The organism is Mesorhizobium sp. WSM4848 (genome assembly GCF_055811375.1).
The window spans coordinates 109,126-129,239 of sequence record NZ_JBVVPX010000010.1; the positions used below are offsets into that span (position 1 = coordinate 109,126).

A 20,114-nucleotide genomic window follows, 5' to 3' on the forward strand; every position below is an offset into this window, starting at 1 on the left:
ATCCGCCTCCGGTCAATTCTCCGACAAATCGGTGGCGCGCCGCGTAAGCAGCGCCGAGAGCGGGCTGTCCGGCCGCGCCAGCGCCCGTTCCGCGGCAAGTGCCCTTGCCAACGCATGGTCGCCCGACCGCAGCGCCGCCTCGATCAGCGTCAGGTCGATGACGTCGCGTTGCGCGTGGCTGCCGCCGAAGCGGTGGGCGATCGCCCGGATTGGCCGGATCAGACGTACCGTCTCGGCATAATTGCCGTCGCCGAATGCCTTGACGGCGAGCGTCAGGGGATGGCCGACATCCCGGGTGAAAGCGGCGTTGTCGTCGTTGCCGCGCATGGCCTCGAGCTGCGCTTCGAGCAAGGTGCGAACCGGCGCCTCTTGGCCGGCGCCGACGAGGGCCATCATCGCGTGGGCATCGTTGAAGGCATAGTTGCCGGCGCTGGCCGTGGCCCAGTTGGCGGCGAGCGCCGCCCAGCGGGCGCCGACATCGACGCCGCCGAGATGCAGCCGCCACAGGATCGCCGAAGCATCGACCATGTTGAGCGCCAACGTCGAGCGCTCGCCGTAGATCGGCCCGTCATAGAGCGCCAGCACCTCGTCGGTCTCGCCGAGATCGTAGTGGAACAGCGCCAGATGCCACCAATTGTGCACCTGCAGAAAACTTTCCTGCGTCCACGCGTCGGGGTTGGCGCGCATCCATGCGATGCCGTCCCTTTGCCGGCTCTGCATTTCCATGACATGAGCGACGGCGTGCTGCGCCCAGCCGTCGCGCGGCTCGATGTCGACTGCCTTGCGGCCAAGCTTTTCGGCGCGCGCATAGTCGCCCATTTCCTCCAGCCCGAACGCCTGCATGCCGAGTATGGCGTGGTAGCCTGGCATGCCGCTTTGCCACGACGGCAGCGCGCGACCGATGCGGTCGCGCAGCATGCGGGCATTGCCGGTGAAGAAATCGATCTGGTGCCCGGTCTGCAGCGCCAGCGCGTCGATCGGAAACTCGATGGCGATATCCTCGAGCAGACGGGCGGCGTCATGCCAGCGTCCTGCGGCAAGATGGCCAAGTGCTGCGACATGCGCCTGCTCGCGCGTCGTGGCGGCAAGCGGTCGTGCCGCCTCATGGCATGTCCTGGCCACGGCTGTCGCCTCACGCTCGGTGGCGAGACCGTAGAGATAGCCCTTGAACACATGCGCCATGACGAAGCCGGGATCCTCGGCGATGGCGCGATCGACCGAGCCGACCGGATCGCCGATGAAGCATTGCAGTTCGCGCACAGCCTGGCTGTAGGACGAGAACCCGGCCTCGGTCGCGCCAGAAAATGTCAGCCCGAATGCATCCTTGACTGCCATGAGTTACCCATCGACGAACACACAATTTGTGGATCCGTTCTTAGAACATTAGCGGTCAGCGCGCTAATCAGGTCTGGGCCGGCACCGGCTGCGGATTCAGCAAATATGTAGGCGACGGTTTGACTCTTTGGCAAGGTCACCTGGAGATACGGCAATGATAGCGATAGGGAATCAATTTGGCGGCCCAGAACAGCGCGGCAGCCTCGTCCACTCAATGCTCAACAAGGCAATGAACGTCGCCACCGATGTCCGTGATGCGGGTTATAACGATGGTACCGAGGCATGGATAAATCCGATTTTCATTCTGCCTGGCTCGGTCAGTAAGCCTGAGTTTGAGGGCTACAAGCTCGGCCACTTCTCTCGCGAGCAGAAAGGCTTGGTGGTGATGATCGCCATTCCGCAGCTCGTCGCCGATGGTGAGGATATAGCTGGCTTTGTGGGCATGTCGTTGCGCGAAGCTGTGCGGCTTGCTGCCGCCTATTTTGCTGAAAAGGGCATCAGCCTCTCGACGCTGAAAGCCGAGAAGATCATCCTGGCGATCGAGGCGGCCCTTGAGTAAGTGTCCGGCTCTCGCACTGCCGCGTCGCCGATGTCGGCATCTGCGCGGCCGGTGGACAGTGAAGCGCTTCTGGCCCCGACTGCCGAGCAAACCGGAAAACCGTGGAAACTGCGGCAGGCGGGGAGAAGCGAATGGTGTACTGTCACCGTAATTCGTAGTTTCTGGGCCTGCAGCAAAATTGCGGCAGGCGAATTTCGTCTGCTCTAATTGCCCGAGCGCATCGCCACCGTGGCGATACCGGCGCCGACCAGCAGCGTGCCGCCGGTGCGGTTGAAGATGCGGATCGCCCGGGGATTACGCACGACGTTGCGCGCCCTTGCCGCGATCAGCGCGTAGCCGAAGGCATTGGCGAAGGCGAGCGCCAGGAAGGTCGTTTCGAAGATCAGCATCTGCGTCCAGAAATCGGCGTGCCGGTCGAGGAACTGCGGCAGGAAGGCGACGAAGAAGGTTATGCTTTTCGGATTGAGCGCGGTGACCAGCCAGGCATGCGCCATCATCTTGGCGGAGAACACCGCGTCCAGGCGCGGCTCGGCCTTGAGCGTGCCACCGGCGCGAAACAGCTTTATGCCGAGATAGATCAGATAGAAGGCGCCGACCACCTTCAGCACCGTGAATACGGTGGCCGACGCCGCCAGCAGCGCGCCGATGCCCAGCATCGACAGCGTCATCGCGGTAAAATCGCCAAACGCTACGCCGGCCGCCATCGGCAGCGCTGTGCGCCAGCCCTGGCCGAGCGCATAGGACACGACCAGAAGGATGGTCGGGCCGGGAATGACAAGAAGGATCGTCGAGGCGGCGGCAAAGGCGGCCCAGTTTTCGAAGGACATGTTCGTCTCCTTGAGCTCAAAGAAGAGGATAAATCCTTGGCCTCGCAAAGATGTAAAGGGGCAAAAATCGAAAATGCCTCGGTTAACATCGGGCAACGGTTCTTCACGCTTTTTCAACCATGATTGGTAAAAATGCACTCTATCCGGCCGGACCGTGTTTCCCGCCGACAGCGTAGGGTTTGGGTAGATGCGTGAGTTGCCGCAAGGTCTGACGCCGCCGCACAATGGCGACGAATTCGAAATTTCCGAAATCCAGCTTTCCCGCCGCGCAGTGTTGTCCGGCGCCGGTGCGCTGGCGCTGCTCGGCGTCGCCGGCTGCAGCCAGACACTCGACCTGTCGGCGCTGCAACTCGACGGCGTCACCACTGGCGCGATCACTCCCATCCGCCCGAGCATCAGCGTCGACAAGAACATCACCAGCCCTGGTGTGATGTATGCCTCCGTCACCGACGGCGGCTTCACGCTGCCGGAAGTGCCCTACCTCAAGGTCAAGCCGGAGTTCCGCCGCCAGATCGTCGTCGACCCGACCGGCGAGCAGCCCGGCACCATCGTCGTCCATTCGCAGGAGCGGCTGCTCTATTTGGTGCAGCCCGGCGGTGACGCGATCCGCTACGGCGTCGGCATCGGCAAGGAAGGCTTCCGCTGGTCCGGCCGCGCCAACATCCAGTACGGCAAGGAATGGCCGACCTGGAGGCCGCCGGCCGAGATGATCGCCCGCAAGCCGGAACTGGTGAAATGGCAGGCCGGGCAGCCCGGCGGCCTCGACAACCCGCTCGGCGCGCGTGCGCTGTACATCTACCAGAACGGCCAGGACACCGGCTACCGCATCCACGGTTCGCCCGAATGGTGGAGCATCGGCCAGGCGATGTCGTCGGGCTGCGTTCGCCTGATCAATCAGGACATCATCGACCTCTACAGCCGGGTCTCCAGGAAAAACCCGGTCGTCGTCGTCTGACCCTGCCGGTCATCGTCTGACCTCGAGGCGGCTGGCGGCGGCCGCTCGACTCTCCCGTTGCGCGATCTCGCAAGACAGGCGAATGTGCCTTGCAAAGCCACTGCTCGGGAGACGTGAAGCATGTCCGGAACTTTTGTCATCGCGCAAGGCGGCGGCCCGACCGCCGTCATCAACCAGACGGTGGTGGGCGCCACACTCGAGATCCGCAAACGGCATCCCGGCGCCAAGGTTTTGGGCTCGATCCATGGCGTGCGCGGCATCCGCGACGGCAACTATGTCGATCTTTCGGCTATCCCTGAGGACCGGTTGCGGTTGATTGCGGCGACGCCGAGCGCCGCGCTTGGCTCGACGCGCGACAAGCCGGACGAGGCCTATTGCGAGGTCATCCTCAACGGCCTGAAGAAGGCGGGCGCCGATGCCTTCATCTATATCGGCGGCAACGATACGTCCGGCACGCAGCAGATCCTGACCGACGCCGCCGGCGGCAAGATAGCTTTCGTCCATGCGCCGAAAACCATCGACAACGATCTGGAGGAGAACGACCACACGCCGGGCTTCATTTCGGCAGCCGAGTTCGTCGCCGGCGCCTTTCTCTCGGTCGACCTCGATTTCCGTGCTCTGCCGGGCATCTATGTCGGCATCGTCATGGGCCGGCACGCCGGGTTCCTCACCGCCGCCGCCGCCGCATGGCAGCTTGATCCCGACAGCGGCCCGCATCTCCTCTATGTACCGGAGCGTCCGTTCTCGGCCGCGGCCTTCATCGACGACGTGCGCGCCACGCTGGATCGCCACAAGCGCTGCATCGTCGCAGTCTCAGAAGGCGTCAGCACCGCCGACGGCAAGGCGCTGGTCGAAAGCCTTGTGCCGCCGGACAAACTGGAGCGCGATGCGCATGGCAACGTCAAGCTGTCGGGCAGCGACCTGCCGGCCGCCCTCGAGCGCGCGCTGGCCGAAGGATTGCCGGGCAAGCGGGCGCGCGTCGATGCGCTCGGCTACATGCCGCGCGGCTATGTTGGCGCCATCAATGCCGTCGATGCGCAGGAAGCCTTCGATGCCGGCGTCTTTGCGGTCGCTGTCGCCGAACAGGGCGGCGGCTCGGTGGCCCTGCAATATGACGGCGAGAAAACCGTGCTGAACAAGGTGCCGCTGAAAAACGTTGCCGGCAAGACCCGTCACATGCCCGACGATTTCATGCTGCCGGATGCCAACCAACTCTCCGACGCGGGGATGGCCTATCTGAAGCGGCTGGTTCCCGAAAAGTACAAGGTCGGAAAGCCGTTCGTCTGAGCCGGCTCGCTTCTGATGCCGGAAATCTCGTGATGCCGGATATCTGCTAGATGCTTGACTGGTTCAGCAAGACCGTCATCGACGCCGATACGACGATGCTGACCGAGCCGTTCGTGCATGATTTCGTGCGCGCCAACATCTGGCATCTGCGCGGCCGCGACGTCGACCTGCTTGTCGACACCGGCATGGGGATTTGCCCGCTGGCGCCGGAGATCGACACGCCTGATGGCAAGCCGCTGCTCGTCGTCGCCACCCATATCCACCTTGACCATGTCGGTTCGCTGCACGAATTCCCGCTGCGGGCGGGGCCGAGGATGAGTGCCGCGCAATTCGACAGCATGGACGACGCCGTCACCTACGCCCACATGTTTCATGAACTCGACGGCGCCGTCTCGAGGCTGCCGGCGCCCGGCTGGAGAGCAGCCGAATACAGAATCCCGCCGGCGCCGCTGACGCGGACGCTTGACGAGGGCGATCTGGTCGACCTCGGCGACCGGCAATTCCGCGTGCTGCATCTGCCCGGCCATTCGCCCGATTCGATCGCGCTGTTCGATGAGGCCGACGGGCTGTTCTTCGCCGGCGACGCCATCTACGACGCGATGCTGATCGACGACCTGCCGGATTCCGACCGATCAGCCTATCGCCGAACCATGCAGCGGCTGCTCGATCTGCCCGTCAGCATCGGCCATGGCGGCCATGGGCCAAGCTTCGACGCCAAACGCATGCGCGAGATCGCCACCGGTTATCTCAGGCGAACAGACGGCGCATAAGCCAAGAATCTGGTTGCCCGCCAGAGTATCTTTGACAACATTGGTGAAGGCCGACCGGCGGCCTGATGCAAACGGATTTGTCTCGATGATCACCCGCGGCTTCTCTTCAGGACGAAAGCCCCCGACGGATGCGGATGCGCGTATCCCGCCGGGGCAGTATCTCGAGCAAGGGTTTCCGGTGCTGTCGGCCGGGCCGACGCCGCGTGTGCGCACCGAGGACTGGTCGTTCACGCTCAAGCACGGACCGCGACCGATCAAGACGTGGAACTGGACAGAGTTCAACGCGCTGCCTTTGACCAAAATGACGCGCGACATCCATTGCGTCACCGCGTGGACCAAGTTCGACACGGCGTGGCAAGGTGTGCTGGTCGACGATATTCTGGCGGATGCCGGCATCGAGCCACCGACCGTCTTCACGCTGGCGCTGTCCTTCGACGGCTATACAACCAACGTGCCGACGCAGGATCTCACTGCCGGCAAGGCGATGGTGGCGCTGCTTTACGAAGGCAAGCCGATCACGCCGGACCATGGCGGCCCGGCGCGGCTGCTGGTTCCGCATCTCTATTTTTGGAAGTCGGCCAAATGGCTGAACGGGCTGCAGTTCACCGAGCGCGACGAGCCGGGCTTCTGGGAACTGCGCGGCTATCACATCTATGGCGACCCGTGGCGCGAGCAGCGCTATACGGGCGATCCATGAGCGACGCGCCGGCGGCGCAGTCGCCATGGCAGACGGTGACCATCGCCCGCATCGAAAAACGCACGCCGCGCGTCACCAGCTTTTTCCTCGAGCCGTCGCGGCCCTTTGCCTATCGTGCCGGGCAGCATGTCGATGTCAGGCTGACGGCGCCGGACGGCTATCAGGCGCGCCGCTCCTACTCCATCGCCTCGGCGCCGGAAGCCGGCGGGACGATCGAACTGGCGATCGAAAGGCTCGATGACGGCGAGGTCTCACCCTTCTTCCACGATATCGCGGCGGTCGGCGACGAGGTCGAACTGCGCGGACCGCTCGGCGGCCACTTCGTCTGGTCCGACAGCGACGGCGGCCCGCTTCTGCTGGTCGGCGGCGGGTCCGGCGTGGTGCCGCTGATGGCGATGACCCGCCATCGCGCGGCGCGCAAATCGACGGTGCCCGCGGTGCTGGTGTTCTCTGCAAGGGTCTGGGACGAGGTGATCTTTCGCGACGAGCTGATCGAATTCCACAATCGCCGGGACGGCTTCGATCTGGTGTTGGCGCTGACCCGCGAGGCCGCCTGGCGCCCGACAGACTATTCGCGGCGGGTCGATGTCGCGATGATGGAGCAATCGATGCTGCGGCTGCCCGCGCCGCCAAGGTTCGCCTTTGTCTGCGGCTCGAATGCCTTCGTGTCGGCCGCCGCCCAGGCGCTGACCGATGCCGGCGTTCCGGCAAGCCTTATCCGCACCGAACGCTATGGGGTCTAATGCATGTCGCGCAAAAGTGTGCAGCGGTTTTGCGATAACGACATGCATAACAATAACTTAAAGCGCGTCGCATGAATCCATTCAGCCGCGACGCGCTTCAAGCCCCCCACCTATCAGACCTCAATTTCGAGCGCCGACAGCGGCCTTGAACAGCAGGCGAGAATAAAACCGTCGTCGATCTCGTGATCGAGGATGCCGCCATTGTGGCTCATCTCGACTGTGCCCGAGACCTTTTTCACCTTGCAGGTTCCGCACAGGCCGAACTCGCAGGCTGCGGGAATTCGTACGCCCGAAGCGCGCGCCGTCTGCAGCACGGTCTGGCCGGCAACGCATTCGGCATCGACATCCGAAAGTGAAAAGCGGATCGGCGTTGCGGCCTCGGCAGGTATCTCGACCCCGTCCTCTGCCGGCCCACCTTCTGCCGGCGAACCGAAGGGAGCCGGTATTTCCTCCACCCCCGGGGCCGCAAAGCTCTCCTGATGATAGTTGGCCATGTCGAAGCCGGCCGCCTCCAGCATCTGCCGCACGGCGCGCATGAACGGGTCGGGGCCGCAGCAGAAAATTTCACGCTCGCGAAAATCGGGCGCCAGCAGCGGCAGCCTTATCGCGTCGATCCGGCCCATATGGCCGAACCAGCCCTCACGACTGGACCGCTCCTCGATCATGAAGCCGAGCGTCAGGCCCGGCATGCGGCTGCCGAGCAGCTCGAGCTCCTTGCGGAAGATGATCTCCTCGGGCTTGCGCGCGCAGTTGACGAAGCCGACATCTGTCCATGGCGCGCAGTCGTTCAGCCAGCGCAGCATCGACATCATCGGCGTCACGCCGGAGCCAGCCGAAATGAACAGATACCTGGCCGCGGGATGGCTGTGCAGCGAAAAGTCGCCCGCCGGCCCATAGGCCTTCACGTGAACGCCGGGCTTCAGATTGTCGAACATCCAGCGTGTGCCGAGGCTGCCGGTCTGCGCTTTCACCGTCACCGCGATCGAGAACGGCCGCGACGGCGAGGACGACAGCGTATAGGTCCGCATCAACGGGCCCTCGGTGGTCGGCAGTTCCAGCGTCACGAACTGCCCCGGTCTGTAACGGAACCAGGTCTGGTTGTCGGAGCGGAAGGTGAAGGTCTTCACCTCAGGCGCCTCGTCGCTGACGCCGATGACTTCCAGCACCTGGAGCCTGTCGTTCCAGGGCGCCATCTCGTCGAGATGGCGATAGAGGCCAAGGTCCGTCATTGCATTCATCCCCTTGACCTCGCTCAGGCGACGCTGCGCAGCGCCGGCCGCCCAGCCTCGGCAAGGCGCGGCCCGATGAAGGAGGCGTACCATTCGACGAACTGGATGACGCCGCCCTCATGCAGTTCCGAATAGGGGCCGGGCTCATAGGCCGGCGACAGGATGCCGAAGGCGTTTTCCTCAACGATGCGACGGTCCTGATCGTTGGTTTCGGTCCAGACATGGGTAAGCTCGGCGAGGTCGTAGTCGACGCCTTCGACCGCGTCCTTATGGACAAGCCATTTGGTGGTGACGGCCGTTTCCGTGGCGCTGATCGGCAGCACGCGGAAGGTGACGGCATGATCGCCGAGGATGTGGTTCCAGGTCGTCGGATAGTGATAGAGCAGCAGCGAGCCGATACGGTCGGTCGAAACGCTGTCGGAAAGGTCCTTCTTCACCGCGCGTCTGCCCGTCATCGTATAGCTGACGGCGTCGCGCAGCAGCGGCGCGCGGGTGGCGCGATACTGCCCGGCCGGATCGATGCGGAATTTGCTCGGCAAGCCCGCCGCCTCGCATTTCGCCCAGTGGGCGAGCATCTCCGGATCGCTGTCGGCGCCCTGCACGCCGGTGACGGTCGGCGCTTCCGGGAATGTCTTGCAGAGTTCCGGATGGTTGCCGGCGCAATGGTAGCACTCGCGGTTATTCTCCCAGACGAGCTTCCAGTTGCCCTTCTCGACGATGGTCGATTCGAAGGCGATTTTTGCCTCGCGCAGCCGGTGCGGCAGGAGGTAAGGCTCGATCATGGCGCGCATCGGCGCGAAGTCCGCCGGCTCGTTGGCCAGGCAGATGAAGATGTAGCCGCCAACGCTTTCGCAAGCCACCGGCTTCAGGCCGAACTGGCTCTTGTCGAAGCCGTCCGCCATATGGCGAGCAAACAAGAGCCGGCCGTCCAGCTCGTAGGTCCACTGGTGGTAGGGGCAGACCAGCTTCGCCGCAGTGCCCTTGTCGGCATTGCAGACACGGCTGCCGCGATGGCGGCAGGAATTGTGGAAGGCATTGATCTTGCCTTGCTGGTCGCGGGCCAGCACGAGCGGGTAGTCGCCGATCTGGGCGGTGATGTAGCTGCCAGGTTTCGGCAACTCGCAATCGTGGCCGATGAACAGCCAGTCGCTATACCAGATCAGCTCCATGTCGAGCTTGAAGAAATCTGGATCGGTGTAGAAGGGCTGCTCGAGCGAATAGCCTTGCCTGCGGCCGTGCAAGAGCCTCAGCATGTCGTTGCGCGCGTCCATGTCCTGTCCTCGTGTAAAGGACTGAACTGGTGGTGATGGAGGGAGGACCGCTTGCACGCCGGCGACATGCATCATCCACCTCTTGACCGCCCACCGCGATCAGTCGAGTCTAGAAATCTCGGGCTGGTTTCCGGGCTCTGGAGTGTCCTTGCGGACTCATCGCGACACCTTCCCAGGCTTGTGGCCCAGTGGTCTCCCGTTGCGACTTGAACTCCACCACCGTTGCGGGGGCAGCGCCGGGTTCTGACCGGCTTCCCAATTCTCCGCTTCGTCGTCACCAAGCGGCACCTGAGATGGCGTGATCTAATCATGACGGCCGGCTGACTGCCGGCATGAAAGCGACATCGTATTCATGCGGCGCGACACGGCCGGCGAAACCTGCAGGTTTATATCTGCAGGGCTGAAACCCCACTTTGTCGGAGGCCATTGTCGGCTGCCGTGACATCGAATCCGACCCGCGGCAGAGATCAGGAAGGTTAACAGTTTACAAAAGTGACTATTAGTCGCTTCTAAAATCGAACCGAACGGTTCGTTTCTGTTGACAATGCGTGCAGCACGCTGTGAACGCAGGTCCGCCAATCCGTCAAATCATGAACGGCTAACTTGCCATAAATCGTTGAAAAGAAAACAGAAAATCATTGAAGTAAATGTCTCTGGTACAATTTCAAGGTGTAGATTCTTGGTCCACACGGAACAACTTCGTGATTGGAATCCGCCGAATGGCCTTCCCACATCGGGGCTGTCCGAACGACGCGCATCCTCCCAAGACACGCCGCTAGACGGACGGAAGACTAAGATACTGGAGTACTAAAATGAAAAAGATTGCTCTTGCTGCCGTCGCCGTTCTGGCCACCGGCAGCGCCTTTGCCGGCAGCGACCATTATGGGTCCAACGCCGCCAACCAGCCGACTGCTGCGGTTGACAGCTCCTACACGGCCTCTGTCCAGACGCCGGCTCACGCTGAAAAGCAGCCCGTTCTCCAGGGCTCCGACCGCAACCTTTTCGGCAACAATTAACAGCCGATCCCAACAGCAAAGTGGCGGTCCGCCGCTCGGGCTTTGAGGAACTCAGGAGTACTAGAAATGAAGAAGATCATTCTTGCCACCGCCGCCATTGTGGCCATCTCCGGCAGCGCTTTTGCCGGTAGTGACAACTTTGGATCGAATGGCGCCAACCAGCCGGCCGCTGCGGTCGATAGCAACTCGTACACGGCTTCGATTCGGAATTCGGCTTCGGCGCAGAATCCGGTTCCGGCTGACGAGAAACCCGTCAACGGCAGCGACCGTAACCTGTTCGGCAACAACTAACAGTTCGTTCCAACGGCAGCCGCGGCATTTTCCCGCCGCGCTGGTGCTACGGTACGCAATAACGGCTCGCCGGTCTACACGCGCTGAACTCGTCGGGCGACGTACAGAAGTCCGCCCCGCAGGGCAGCGACCGGAACGCACAAGAGCGGCGGGCTTTTGCCCGCCGCTCTCGTTTGTGGGTCACCAAACATCCATCAGTTCGGCTGCCGCTCTCAGGCTGCCTTTGCTTCCGCTTTGTGGAGCGTGAATGAATGTCCGTCGGCATCGAAAATATGCAGGTCGCCGGCATCGGCATTCAACCGCAGCGCAGCGCCGCGCTTGACCTCCACGTTGCCTGGCAGCTTGGTCACCAGCGGCAGGTCGGCGCGGCCGATGTCGACATAGACGAGCTGGACCTCGCCGAGCTGCTCGACATAATCCACCGTTCCCTCGAAAAGATAATCCGCGCCGGTGGCGATCATCAGATCCTCCGGCCGCACGCCGAAGCTCACCGAAGCGCCCGTCGCCGAGGCCGGCGTGGCGATCGGCACCGTCGCCTTGCGGCCTCCGACATGGCTGACGATGGTCGGGTTGCCTGATTTGTCGATCGTCGCCGGCAGGATGTTCATGGCCGGCGAGCCGATGAATTGCGCGACGAACAGATTGCCGGGTTTCTTGTAGAGCTCCATCGGCGTGCCGACCTGCTCGATATGGCCCTCCTTGAGCACCACGATGCGGTCGGCCAGCGTCATCGCCTCGACCTGGTCGTGGGTGACGTAAATCATCGTTGTAGCAGGCATCGACTCCTTGAGCTTGGCGATCTCGATGCGGGTTGCGACGCGCAGTGCCGCGTCGAGGTTCGACAGCGGCTCGTCGAACAGGAAGACCTTGGGATTGCGCACGATGGCGCGGCCGATGGCGACGCGCTGGCGCTGGCCGCCCGACATCGCCTTGGGCAACCGGTCGAGATATTTGGTCAGCTGCAGGATTTCCGCCGCCTGGCGCACCCGCTTGTCGATCTCGGCCTTGCTCTCCTTGCCGATCTTCATCGAGAACGCCATGTTGTCGTAGACGGTCATGTGTGGATAGAGCGCATAGGACTGGAACACCATGGCGATGCCGCGCTTCGACGGCGGCACGTCGTTCACCACCTCGCCGTCGATTTTGAGCTCGCCGGAGGTGATTTCCTCAAGCCCGGCGATCGACCGCAGCAAGGTCGACTTGCCACAGCCCGAAGGGCCGACGAAGACGATGAACTCGCCCGACTTTATGTCGAGGTCGATGCCGTGGAGAATGTTGAGATTGCCGTATGATTTCTTCACTTGCCTTAGCGTGACATCGGCCATGGGTTCCCTCCAGTGAATTGCAAACTCAATCGATACGCCCGAACCAGGCGCCGTAGCCGTCGAGGCGGATAAAACCGGCGTCAGTCTGTCCCGAAAACCCGTGCCCCGGCAAGGGCTGCAGCGAGCGTCCGCCGAGATCGACTTCGGCCGGTCGGCTGCCGAGATTGAAGGCGCAGACGATCTGCTCATTGCCCTCGCGGCGCGTGAAGGCGACCGTATCGCCCTGGCTTTCGATGAACTCGATGTCGCCCTTGGCCAGCGCCGGATGCAGACGGCGGAAAGCGAGAAAGCGCCGGTAGTGTTCGAGCAGCGAACTGTCGTCGCCCTGCTGCACATCGACGGCCTGCGAAAGGTGCTTGGCAGGCACTGGCAGCCAGGGCTTTGCCGTGGAGAAGCCGCCATTGCTGTCGGCGCCATTCCAGACCATCGGCGTGCGGCAGCCGTCGCGGCCCTTGAATTCCGGCCAGAACCGGATGCCGTAGGGGTCCTGCAGGTCTTCGAATTGCAGCTCGGCCTCGCCGAGCCCAAGCTCCTCGCCCTGATAGATGCAGACCGAGCCGCGCAGCGACATCAGCAGCGCCGAGATCACCTTGAGATAAGCGGACTGGTCGGCCTCGCCGCCCGCCCAGCGCGAGGCAGTGCGCATCACGTCGTGGTTGGAGAAGGCCCAGCACGACCAGCCGTCGCTGGCGACCTTGCCAAAGGCTTCCAGCACCGAACGCACCTTTGCCGCGCTGATCTTTTCGGGCGCCAGGAAGTCGAACGAATAGCACATGTGCACGCGCTTGCTGCCGGCGGTATAGGCCGCCACCACCTCCAGTCCGCGCTGCGAATCGCCGACTTCGCCAACCGCCGCCGTCGCCGGATATTCGTCGAGCAGGGCGCGGAAGCGTTCGAGGAAGCCGAGGTTTTCGGGGCGGCTCTTGTCGTAGAGATGGTCCTGGTAGTTGTAGGGGTTGACGGAAGGAGCGGTCTGGTCGTTGCGCTGTTCGGGCGGCAGCGGCGGATTGTCCTCGAGGCCCTGGCTGTGGAAGTAGAAATTGATGGTGTCGAGGCGGAAACCGTCGACGCCGCGCTCCAGCCAGAAGCGGGTGACATCGAGCAGCGCGTCCTGGACCGCGCGGCTGTGGAAGTTGAGATCGGGCTGCTCGGCCAGGAAATTATGCAAATAATATTGCTGGCGGCTGGTGTCCCACTGCCAGGCCGAACCGCCGAAGATCGACAGCCAGTTGTTGGGTGGCGTGCCGTCGGGCCTGGCGTCGGCCCAGACATACCAGTCCGCCTTTGGGTTGGTGCGGCTCGAGCGGCTTTCCTTAAACCACGGATGGATGTCTGCCGTATGCGACAGCACCTCGTCGATCATCACCTTGAGCCCGAGCCTGTGCGCCTCGGCGGTCAGGGCGTCGAAATCGGCCAGCGTGCCGAACATCGGATCGACGTCGCAATAGTCGGATACGTCATAGCCGAAATCCTTCATCGGCGACTTGAAGAACGGCGAGATCCAGATGGCATCGACGCCGAGCGCCGCGATATAGGGCAGCCTGCCGATAATGCCCCTGAGGTCGCCGATGCCGTCGCCGTTCGAGTCTTGATAGCTGCGCGGATAGATCTGGTAGATCACGGCACCTCGCCACCAGTCGCGGTCGACGGCGAAGTCGGGGCTCAACGTCGCTTTCACAGCGGATTGCATGATCTCAACCTCCCTTCACCGAGCCGGCGAGCAGCCCGCGGACGAAATAGCGCTGCAGCGAGAAGAACACGATCAGCGGCACGACAATGGTGATGAAGGCCGATGTCGTCAGGATCTCCCAGTCGCCGCCGCGCGAGCCGAGCAACGCGTTGAGCTTGGCGGTCAGCACGATCTGGTCGCCCTCGGTGCCGAGGAAAACCATCGCGACCAGCAGGTCGTTCCACACCCACAGGAACTGGAAGATGGCGAAGGAGGCCAGCACCGGGAACGACAGCGGCAGCACGATCTTGACGAAGATCTCGAAATCGCTGGCGCCGTCGATGCGCGCCGATTCCATGATTTCGCGTGGCAGGCCGGCAATGTAGCTTCTCAGCAGATAGATGGCGAAGGGCAGGCCGAAGCCGGTATGCGCCAGCCAGATGCCGAGATAGGTTTTCGACGGCACGCCGAAGAAGCTGCCGACGCCGTTGTAGAGTTTTAGCAGCGGGATCAGCGACATCTGCAGCGGCACGACCAGGAGCCCGATGATCACTGCGATGAGCAACGCCCGGCCGGGAAAGCGCATCCAGGCCAGCGCATAGGCGGCGAATGCCGCGATCAGGATCGGGATGACCGTCGCCGGAATGGTGACGGTCAGCGAATTCATGAAGGAGCGGCCGATGCCCTCCGAAAACAGCACCGTATTGTAATTGTCGGTGGTGAATTTCGGTGCCGCCGACGAGGCGTAGTAGACGCGCTGGCCGCGCTTGCCCTCGAACGGCTTGGTCGAGGTCATGACGAAACTGCCGTCGGCGTTGAGCTGCAAGGTCTCGCCGTCGCCGAGATCGGCTGTCGTGCCGGCGGGATATTGCGTCGGCGCCGACGACTTGACGCCGAAGGCGCTGATGTCGCGGGCCGGATCGTCGCCGAAGATGTTGCCCTCGAGGACGAACTTGCCGTCCTTCTCGACTTGCGCCGAGGCAGGTGGCAGCCGGCCCGCTTCCGTCTGCGTCGAACTGGCGAACGAGTTCCACCAGCCCGAGGCGATGATCTGGTCCTTGTCGCGCAGCGACGAGACGAGAATGCCGAGTGTCGGGATCGTCCAGATCGCGACGAAGATGAAGACCGCGATATGGACGCCGAAACGGCTGGCAAAGGACTTTCCGGTCGACGCGGCCATCTCAATGTCCTCCCGTCTCTTTGTTGGCCTGGCGGATGTTCCAGACCATGATCGGAATGACTGCGATCATGATGATGATGGCGATGGTGGCGCCGCGGCCGAAATCGCCGCCGCCGCGGAACATCCAGTCGAACATCAGATTGGCCAGAACCTGGCTGTTCCATTGGCCGTTGGTCATGGTCAGCACGATGTCGAAAACCTTCAGCACCAGGATGGTGATGGTGGTCCAGACGACGGCAATCGTGCCCCAGATCTGCGGCACCATGATCTTCCAGAAGATCTGAAACGGATTGGCGCCGTCGATGACGGCCGCCTCCAGCGTCTCTTCGGGAATCCCCCGCAAGGCAGAGGACAGGATGACCATGGCAAAGCCGGTCTGGATCCAGATCAGGATGATCATCAGGAAGAAATTGTTCCAGAACGGCAGCGATATCCAGACCTGCGGCTGGCCGCCGGAATATTGGATGATGGCGTTGAGCAGGCCGATCTGCGTCTGGCCCGCGCCACGATACTCGTAGATGAATTTCCAGATGACGCTGGCGCCGACGAAGGAGATGGCCAGCGGCAGGAAGATCAGGCTCTTGGCGATGGTGCCCCACCAGATCTTGTCGGTGAGGACGGCGATGATCAGCCCGAGGAAGGTGCAGGCGGCGGGCACCACCGCCAGCCAGATGATGTTGTTGAGGATGGAGTTGCGGAACTCGCGATCGCCGAACGCCCATTCATAGTTGGTGAAGCCGACGAAATTGGTGCCGCCGCGATCGAGGAACGACAGTCTGAGCGTCTCCACGACCGGGTAGATCAGGTAGATGGTAAGGATGATCATGGCCGGGCCGACGAACAGCCACGGCCGGATCAGCCCCTGCCGGCGCAGATTGTCGATGGCCGCAGCACCTGCGACGCCGCGCGACGGGAAGATGATGTCCACCAGTTTGTTGGCGCCCCAGAAATAGGCGACGCAGCCGCCGACGCCGATGATGATGACTGTTATGGCCGAGAAAATCTGAGCCGCCACGGGTCCCTCCCTCTGCGCATGATCCGCCAGTCGAGAATGGCTTTGGCGACGCGATCACAGGCCGATTCAGTTATTTGGAACGCGACCGGATGCAAGGCAGGGTTTTGCTCTTGCTGGTCGCGCGTCATGCCGGAATGTGCTCATAAAAATGCTGCGGCGCGGGCCGCCGGTCGGATCCGGGCCACTGGGGCCCGGATCCATGCAGGATCGTAGTCCGCAGTTCAGCCGGGACGCCTACTTGATCGCGTCCCAGCTCTTCTGGATATCGGTGGCGACATCCTGGGCGGACTTGCCGCCGACGAGATCGATCATACCGGTCCAGAAAGCGCCGGCGCCGATCTTGCCCGGCATCAGGTCGGACCCGTCGAAGCGGAAGGTCGAGGCCTCGGCAAGGATTTCGCCCTGCTTCTTCAGCGCGTCGCTGGCATAGGCGTCCTTGTTGACCGATTTGAACGGCGTCACGAAGCCGCCCTGGGCCATCCAGATCTCATGGGCGAGCGGCATCTTCAGGAATTCGATGAACGCGCGGGCACTCTTGCTGTCCTTGGTGATCATGGCCAGCGTGCCGGCGCCGAGCACCGGGGTGCCGAGGTCGGGCTTGGCAGCGTAAGGTGGGTAGTAGAAGAAGTCGGCGTCCTGGCCGATCTCGGTGCCTTCCGGAAAGAAGGTCGGGATGAACGACGCCTGGTGGTGCAAATAGCATTTCGGCGGCACCGAGAACAGGCCCTTCGGGCTATCGCGAAAATCGGTCGCCGCCACCGCCTTGGCGCCGCCATCGACCATCTTGTCGTCGGTCGCGATCTTGCCGAAAATGTCGATGGCGTTGACCACCGCGGGGTCGTTGAACGGAATCTCGTTCTTCACCCACTTATCGTAGGTCTCGGGCGTCTGGGTGCGCAGCATGATGTCCTCGACCCAGTCGGTCGCCGGCCAGCCGGTGGCGCCGCCCGACCCGAGCCCGATGCACCAAGGCGTGCCGCCGTCGGCGATGATCTGCTTTTCGAGCTCGGCGAGCTCTTCCTGCGTCTTCGGCACCTCGTAGTCGGCTTCCTCGAAATTGTCCGGCGAGTACCAGACCAGCGATTTCACGTCGGCCTTGTAGGGGAAGGCGAAGAAGCCCGGCTTGCCATCCTTGTCCTTGAAGGTACCGAGATCGACCCATGACTGGCCGGCGCCGTAATTGTCCTTGATCCAGCTGGCGGTGTCATCGCCGAGCGGCGTCAGCAGGCCCTTGGACGCCAGGTCCTGGATCAGGCCCGGCTGCGGCAGCACGGCGATGTTGGGCGGGCTGCCGGCCTGCGTGTCGATGACGATCTGCTGTTCGTAATTTTCCGACGAGGAGTATTTGACCTCGGCGCCGGTGGCTTCCGAGAAATAGTCGAGAACGGTGCGGATGAGGCCCTCGTCCTCGCCGCGCCATGGCCCGAAGATCGACAGCGTCTCGCCCTTGAGGTCGACCTTCTTGAGTTCTTCGTAGTTCGCCCAGTTGAAGCGGGGGTCTTCGCCCGGCTTGAACTTCAGTTCGGCTTGCGCCGGTGCGCCCAGGGCGAGCGCGACAGAAGTGGCGCCCAGCAGAAGCATTTTCCTCATCGGTATTCCCTCCCAGTGGTGACAAACATGGGACGGAACCTCCATTCCGTCCGCCGACGCCGCAAGACTGTGACTCACTCGGAAAGGAACCGCAACCTTTCGAACAGTCATCCAAAGCGCTTTGGGTTTCTCGATCACGCCATCGAATCGATCAGGAGTCAAGAGGGTGAAGGGTTAATCGATTTAATGCGCTGGCATTAAGGAGTAACAAAGTGCACTGCAGCACCATTTTGGGCACTGCAACAGCAAATTTTGCTTCAAACCGGTTAAAAAGGGTGCTTATGGTCTTGGCATTCGGCAGCACTACCCGCGGCGGGGGCGAGCGATCCATAGTTAAAGCGCTTTGAGGCTTGGAGGCCTCCGGTGAACCTCAAACAGCTTTCCCACATGCTGGCGCTTTCGCAGACGACGGTAAGCCGCGCGCTGAACGGCTACCCGGAAGTCAACGAGGAAACGCGCCGTCGGGTGATCGACGCCGCCAAGCGCCACGGCTACCGTCCTAACCCTAGCGCGCGTCGGCTGGCTACCGGCAAGACCGGGATGATCGGTTATGTCTTGCCGACCGGGGCGGCCGTCGACATCGACCCGCATTTTGTCGAATTCCTCTCCGGTCTCGGCGACTACGCCCGTTCGCACGAACTCGACCTGGTGCTGTCCCCGGCCGATGCCGACGACCAGGAGACGACCTATCGGCGTATCGTCGCCAACCGGCAGGTCGACGCCGTCTACATCTCCTCGCCGAGGCCGGCCGACCGGCGGGTGGCGCTGGTCAGCACGCTCGGCATTCCCTTCATCGTCCATGGCCGCAGCGAAGGGCTCGATTTCGACTACCCTTTCACCGACATCGACAATGAGGGCGCCTTCCACGAGGCGGCACGGCTGCTCGTCCAACTCGGTCACCGGCGGCTGGCGCTGATCAACGGCGATGGCCGCGAGACCTTCGCCATTCATCGTGAGCGTGGCGTACGCCGGGCGCTGGCGGCGAGCGGCCTGGTGCTTGACGAAGGCGATGTCTGTTCCCTCGCCATGACCGAGGAGAACGGCTACCGCGCCGCCAGACGCTTACTTGAGCAAAGCGATGCGCCGACCGCGATCGCCTGCTCCAGCCTGATCATGGCGCTCGGCGTCGTGCGCGCGGTGCGCGATCTCGGCCTGACCATCCCCGGTGATCTGTCGCTGATCGCCCATGACGACGTCTTCCCCTGGCTGAAGCCGGAGAATTTCTCGGTGCCGTTGTCGACGACGCGTTCGTCGATTCGTTTGGCCGGCGCGCGCGTTGCCGAGCGGCTGGCAGCGCGGATTTCCGGATTGGAAGAGGGCGCCTGCGGCGAAGTCTGGCCGGTCGACCTGGTGATAAGGGGATCGGTCGCGGGCGCACCGACGTGAGGGTCAAATCCCAATCGCTCTGAGCGACCGAGGTCGACTCTGAGTGGACGTTCGAGAGGCAGCTCACGGGAAATAGGATCGTCCTCCGGCTTGGACCCAATGTAATTCCAAGGCGCGATCTGGCGCCGAGGGGACGAAGAGAGGTTTCGTGAAAGCCTCAGGAATCTCAATTTCACAACGATCCGAGGCGTCGTCGTAGCCGAGCGTCCCTTGCGAAATCCGCACCGCAATATTCGTAACGCGTCGTGGCTCATTGGACCACCTATCCAGAGCCGCTATGCTGTCTGGCATGGCAAGCCATTGAAACTCTTGCATTTCGCGGATTAGACGTTGCGCCCGACGCGTTAGGTATGAGAGGTGTTCCATTTTCTGCACCAGACATACCTATCATCTCTCTAATTCTTAGCGCCAGGCGTAGAGCATTCTACGTGAACTTCTTTCTCGAGTGGCGGAATTTCTAAAACAACACCTGATTCTGAAATGCTGTTCAAATATTTTCTGAAGCAATTGTCAAATTCATATAAACCAAAATCGCCATCACCAATACAATTGTTAAACGTTTTATCATAATACTTATTCGCTTTCGCTGACGAAAGGCGCGAAGCCAATGGAAAAATATAAGACAATGGCGCAGCAATAGAATCGCGTTGGTATCCAGCGCCCAATTTCTCCAGTTCCCGGAACTGGTTACTCTTCTGAGCTAACGCTGCAAATATAAAAGCGATGTTGTCATTTTCATCTGAATTCGCCGGTTGCCACGGATGTTCCCCTATCTCAGCGAGAGCCGACAGTGAAATATACGAAAACAGGTCCGCTTCGTTCCGGTTTTCCCAAAGTAATTTCCAATAGCCGGTACAGTCACCTAAGCCATGTAGTTTGGCTAACTGCCTGTCGAGATCTTCCCAAGTATTACCTGATGCTGAATTGGTCGTCTGGCAAATAGAAGCAAGAATGGCCAACAGGGCGAGC

General features: G+C 62.1%; 19 protein-coding genes and 1 riboswitch. Of the genes, 9 read left to right on the forward strand and 10 right to left on the reverse strand.

Annotation, left to right across the window (positions count from 1 at the left end):
- Positions 1 to 12: 12 nt before the first annotated feature.
- Positions 13 to 1,335, reverse strand: a complete 1,323-nt coding sequence (locus AC0L16_RS12335; RefSeq protein WP_473621011.1) for a tetratricopeptide repeat protein — start codon at positions 1,333 to 1,335, stop codon at positions 13 to 15.
- 154 nt (positions 1,336 to 1,489) lie between these two features.
- On the opposite strand from AC0L16_RS12335, the gene AC0L16_RS12340 reads away from it, so the two are divergent.
- Complete coding sequence (locus tag AC0L16_RS12340) at positions 1,490 to 1,894, forward strand: hypothetical protein (protein ID WP_473621012.1); 405 nt, start codon at positions 1,490 to 1,492, stop codon at positions 1,892 to 1,894.
- A 203-nt stretch (positions 1,895 to 2,097) separates the two neighbouring features.
- Here the strand turns inward: AC0L16_RS12340 and AC0L16_RS12345 are convergent, their stop codons facing one another.
- Positions 2,098 to 2,721, reverse strand: coding sequence for a LysE family translocator (locus AC0L16_RS12345; protein ID WP_473621013.1), 624 nt, complete (start codon positions 2,719 to 2,721; stop codon positions 2,098 to 2,100).
- A 187-nt stretch (positions 2,722 to 2,908) separates the two neighbouring features.
- Here AC0L16_RS12345 and AC0L16_RS12350 point away from each other — a divergent pair, with 187 nt between their 5' ends.
- From AC0L16_RS12350 to AC0L16_RS12370, 5 genes are all read left to right on the forward strand, one after another.
- Complete coding sequence (locus AC0L16_RS12350) at positions 2,909 to 3,676, forward strand: L,D-transpeptidase (RefSeq protein ID WP_473621014.1); 768 nt, start codon at positions 2,909 to 2,911, stop codon at positions 3,674 to 3,676.
- A gap of 120 nt (positions 3,677 to 3,796) precedes the next feature.
- Positions 3,797 to 4,963: a diphosphate--fructose-6-phosphate 1-phosphotransferase gene (locus tag AC0L16_RS12355; protein WP_473621016.1), complete on the forward strand. Its 1,167-nt coding sequence runs from the start codon at positions 3,797 to 3,799 to the stop codon at positions 4,961 to 4,963.
- A gap of 50 nt (positions 4,964 to 5,013) precedes the next feature.
- The gene (locus tag AC0L16_RS12360) at positions 5,014 to 5,733 is read left to right on the forward strand and encodes an MBL fold metallo-hydrolase (protein ID WP_473621017.1); all 720 of its coding nucleotides are present in this window, start codon (positions 5,014 to 5,016) and stop codon (positions 5,731 to 5,733) included.
- An 85-nt stretch (positions 5,734 to 5,818) separates the two neighbouring features.
- Positions 5,819 to 6,430, forward strand: a complete 612-nt coding sequence (locus AC0L16_RS12365) for a molybdopterin-dependent oxidoreductase (RefSeq protein ID WP_473621019.1) — start codon at positions 5,819 to 5,821, stop codon at positions 6,428 to 6,430.
- A complete protein-coding gene (locus AC0L16_RS12370) occupies positions 6,427 to 7,173 on the forward strand; it encodes an FAD-binding oxidoreductase (protein WP_473621020.1) in 747 nt (248 codons plus the stop codon). The genes AC0L16_RS12365 and AC0L16_RS12370 overlap by 4 nt, the downstream gene beginning before the upstream one ends.
- Positions 7,174 to 7,286: 113 nt before the next feature.
- Here the strand turns inward: AC0L16_RS12370 and AC0L16_RS12375 are convergent, their stop codons facing one another.
- Together AC0L16_RS12375 and AC0L16_RS12380 are read right to left on the reverse strand one after the other, a co-directional pair.
- Positions 7,287 to 8,402: an FAD-binding oxidoreductase gene (locus AC0L16_RS12375; RefSeq protein ID WP_473621021.1), complete on the reverse strand. Its 1,116-nt coding sequence runs from the start codon at positions 8,400 to 8,402 to the stop codon at positions 7,287 to 7,289.
- A 23-nt stretch (positions 8,403 to 8,425) separates the two neighbouring features.
- Complete coding sequence (locus AC0L16_RS12380) at positions 8,426 to 9,673, reverse strand: aromatic ring-hydroxylating oxygenase subunit alpha (protein ID WP_473621022.1); 1,248 nt, start codon at positions 9,671 to 9,673, stop codon at positions 8,426 to 8,428.
- A 104-nt stretch (positions 9,674 to 9,777) separates the two neighbouring features.
- A riboswitch (cobalamin riboswitch) is annotated at positions 9,778 to 9,980 on the reverse strand.
- 505 nt (positions 9,981 to 10,485) lie between these two features.
- Here AC0L16_RS12380 and AC0L16_RS12385 point away from each other — a divergent pair.
- A complete protein-coding gene (locus tag AC0L16_RS12385) occupies positions 10,486 to 10,689 on the forward strand; it encodes a DUF680 domain-containing protein (RefSeq protein ID WP_473621023.1) in 204 nt (67 codons plus the stop codon).
- A gap of 66 nt (positions 10,690 to 10,755) precedes the next feature.
- Positions 10,756 to 10,980: a DUF680 domain-containing protein gene (locus AC0L16_RS12390; RefSeq protein WP_473621025.1), complete on the forward strand. Its 225-nt coding sequence runs from the start codon at positions 10,756 to 10,758 to the stop codon at positions 10,978 to 10,980.
- A 212-nt stretch (positions 10,981 to 11,192) separates the two neighbouring features.
- Here the strand turns inward: AC0L16_RS12390 and AC0L16_RS12395 are convergent, their stop codons facing one another.
- The 5 genes from AC0L16_RS12395 to AC0L16_RS12415 form a co-directional block, all read right to left on the reverse strand.
- On the reverse strand, positions 11,193 to 12,305 hold the full coding sequence (locus tag AC0L16_RS12395) for an ABC transporter ATP-binding protein (protein WP_287063945.1): 1,113 nt from the start codon (positions 12,303 to 12,305) through the stop codon (positions 11,193 to 11,195).
- A gap of 25 nt (positions 12,306 to 12,330) precedes the next feature.
- Positions 12,331 to 13,995 (reverse strand): beta-galactosidase BglA, encoded by a 1,665-nt coding sequence (gene bglA, locus AC0L16_RS12400; protein WP_473621026.1) that lies wholly within the window; start codon positions 13,993 to 13,995, stop codon positions 12,331 to 12,333.
- 4 nt (positions 13,996 to 13,999) lie between these two features.
- The gene (locus AC0L16_RS12405; RefSeq protein WP_473621027.1) at positions 14,000 to 15,154 is read right to left on the reverse strand and encodes a carbohydrate ABC transporter permease; all 1,155 of its coding nucleotides are present in this window, start codon (positions 15,152 to 15,154) and stop codon (positions 14,000 to 14,002) included.
- A gap of 1 nt (position 15,155) precedes the next feature.
- On the reverse strand, positions 15,156 to 16,169 hold the full coding sequence (locus AC0L16_RS12410; protein WP_473621028.1) for a carbohydrate ABC transporter permease: 1,014 nt from the start codon (positions 16,167 to 16,169) through the stop codon (positions 15,156 to 15,158).
- Between the two features lie 234 nt (positions 16,170 to 16,403).
- A complete protein-coding gene (locus tag AC0L16_RS12415; RefSeq protein WP_473621029.1) occupies positions 16,404 to 17,759 on the reverse strand; it encodes an ABC transporter substrate-binding protein in 1,356 nt (451 codons plus the stop codon).
- A gap of 363 nt (positions 17,760 to 18,122) precedes the next feature.
- Here AC0L16_RS12415 and AC0L16_RS12420 point away from each other — a divergent pair, with 363 nt between their 5' ends.
- On the forward strand, positions 18,123 to 19,145 hold the full coding sequence (locus AC0L16_RS12420; protein ID WP_473621030.1) for a substrate-binding domain-containing protein: 1,023 nt from the start codon (positions 18,123 to 18,125) through the stop codon (positions 19,143 to 19,145).
- Positions 19,146 to 19,540: 395 nt separating this feature from the next.
- On the opposite strand, the gene AC0L16_RS12425 is transcribed toward AC0L16_RS12420, so the two are convergent.
- Positions 19,541 to 20,104: a hypothetical protein gene (locus tag AC0L16_RS12425; RefSeq protein ID WP_473621032.1), complete on the reverse strand. Its 564-nt coding sequence runs from the start codon at positions 20,102 to 20,104 to the stop codon at positions 19,541 to 19,543.
- Positions 20,105 to 20,114 lie beyond the last annotated feature (10 nt).

Bases quoted from the DNA above. Each gene is read 5' to 3' on its own strand.
- AC0L16_RS12340 (WP_473621012.1), top strand. From the start codon at position 1,490: ATGATAGCGATAGGGAATCAATTTGGCGGCCCAGAACAGCGCGGCAGC.
- AC0L16_RS12370 (WP_473621020.1), top strand. From the start codon at position 6,427: ATGAGCGACGCGCCGGCGGCGCAGTCGCCATGGCAGACGGTGACCATC.
- AC0L16_RS12335 (WP_473621011.1), bottom strand. From the start codon at position 1,335: ATGGCAGTCAAGGATGCATTCGGGCTGACATTTTCTGGCGCGACCGAG.
- AC0L16_RS12380 (WP_473621022.1), bottom strand. From the start codon at position 9,673: ATGGACGCGCGCAACGACATGCTGAGGCTCTTGCACGGCCGCAGGCAA.
- AC0L16_RS12360 (WP_473621017.1), top strand. From the start codon at position 5,014: ATGCTTGACTGGTTCAGCAAGACCGTCATCGACGCCGATACGACGATG.
- AC0L16_RS12345 (WP_473621013.1), bottom strand. From the start codon at position 2,721: ATGTCCTTCGAAAACTGGGCCGCCTTTGCCGCCGCCTCGACGATCCTT.
- AC0L16_RS12385 (WP_473621023.1), top strand. From the start codon at position 10,486: ATGAAAAAGATTGCTCTTGCTGCCGTCGCCGTTCTGGCCACCGGCAGC.
- AC0L16_RS12390 (WP_473621025.1), top strand. From the start codon at position 10,756: ATGAAGAAGATCATTCTTGCCACCGCCGCCATTGTGGCCATCTCCGGC.
- AC0L16_RS12350 (WP_473621014.1), top strand. From the start codon at position 2,909: ATGCGTGAGTTGCCGCAAGGTCTGACGCCGCCGCACAATGGCGACGAA.
- bglA (WP_473621026.1), bottom strand. From the start codon at position 13,995: ATGCAATCCGCTGTGAAAGCGACGTTGAGCCCCGACTTCGCCGTCGAC.
- AC0L16_RS12375 (WP_473621021.1), bottom strand. From the start codon at position 8,402: ATGACGGACCTTGGCCTCTATCGCCATCTCGACGAGATGGCGCCCTGG.
- AC0L16_RS12355 (WP_473621016.1), top strand. From the start codon at position 3,797: ATGTCCGGAACTTTTGTCATCGCGCAAGGCGGCGGCCCGACCGCCGTC.
- AC0L16_RS12415 (WP_473621029.1), bottom strand. From the start codon at position 17,759: ATGAGGAAAATGCTTCTGCTGGGCGCCACTTCTGTCGCGCTCGCCCTG.
- AC0L16_RS12405 (WP_473621027.1), bottom strand. From the start codon at position 15,154: ATGGCCGCGTCGACCGGAAAGTCCTTTGCCAGCCGTTTCGGCGTCCAT.
- AC0L16_RS12365 (WP_473621019.1), top strand. From the start codon at position 5,819: ATGATCACCCGCGGCTTCTCTTCAGGACGAAAGCCCCCGACGGATGCG.
- AC0L16_RS12395 (WP_287063945.1), bottom strand. From the start codon at position 12,305: ATGGCCGATGTCACGCTAAGGCAAGTGAAGAAATCATACGGCAATCTC.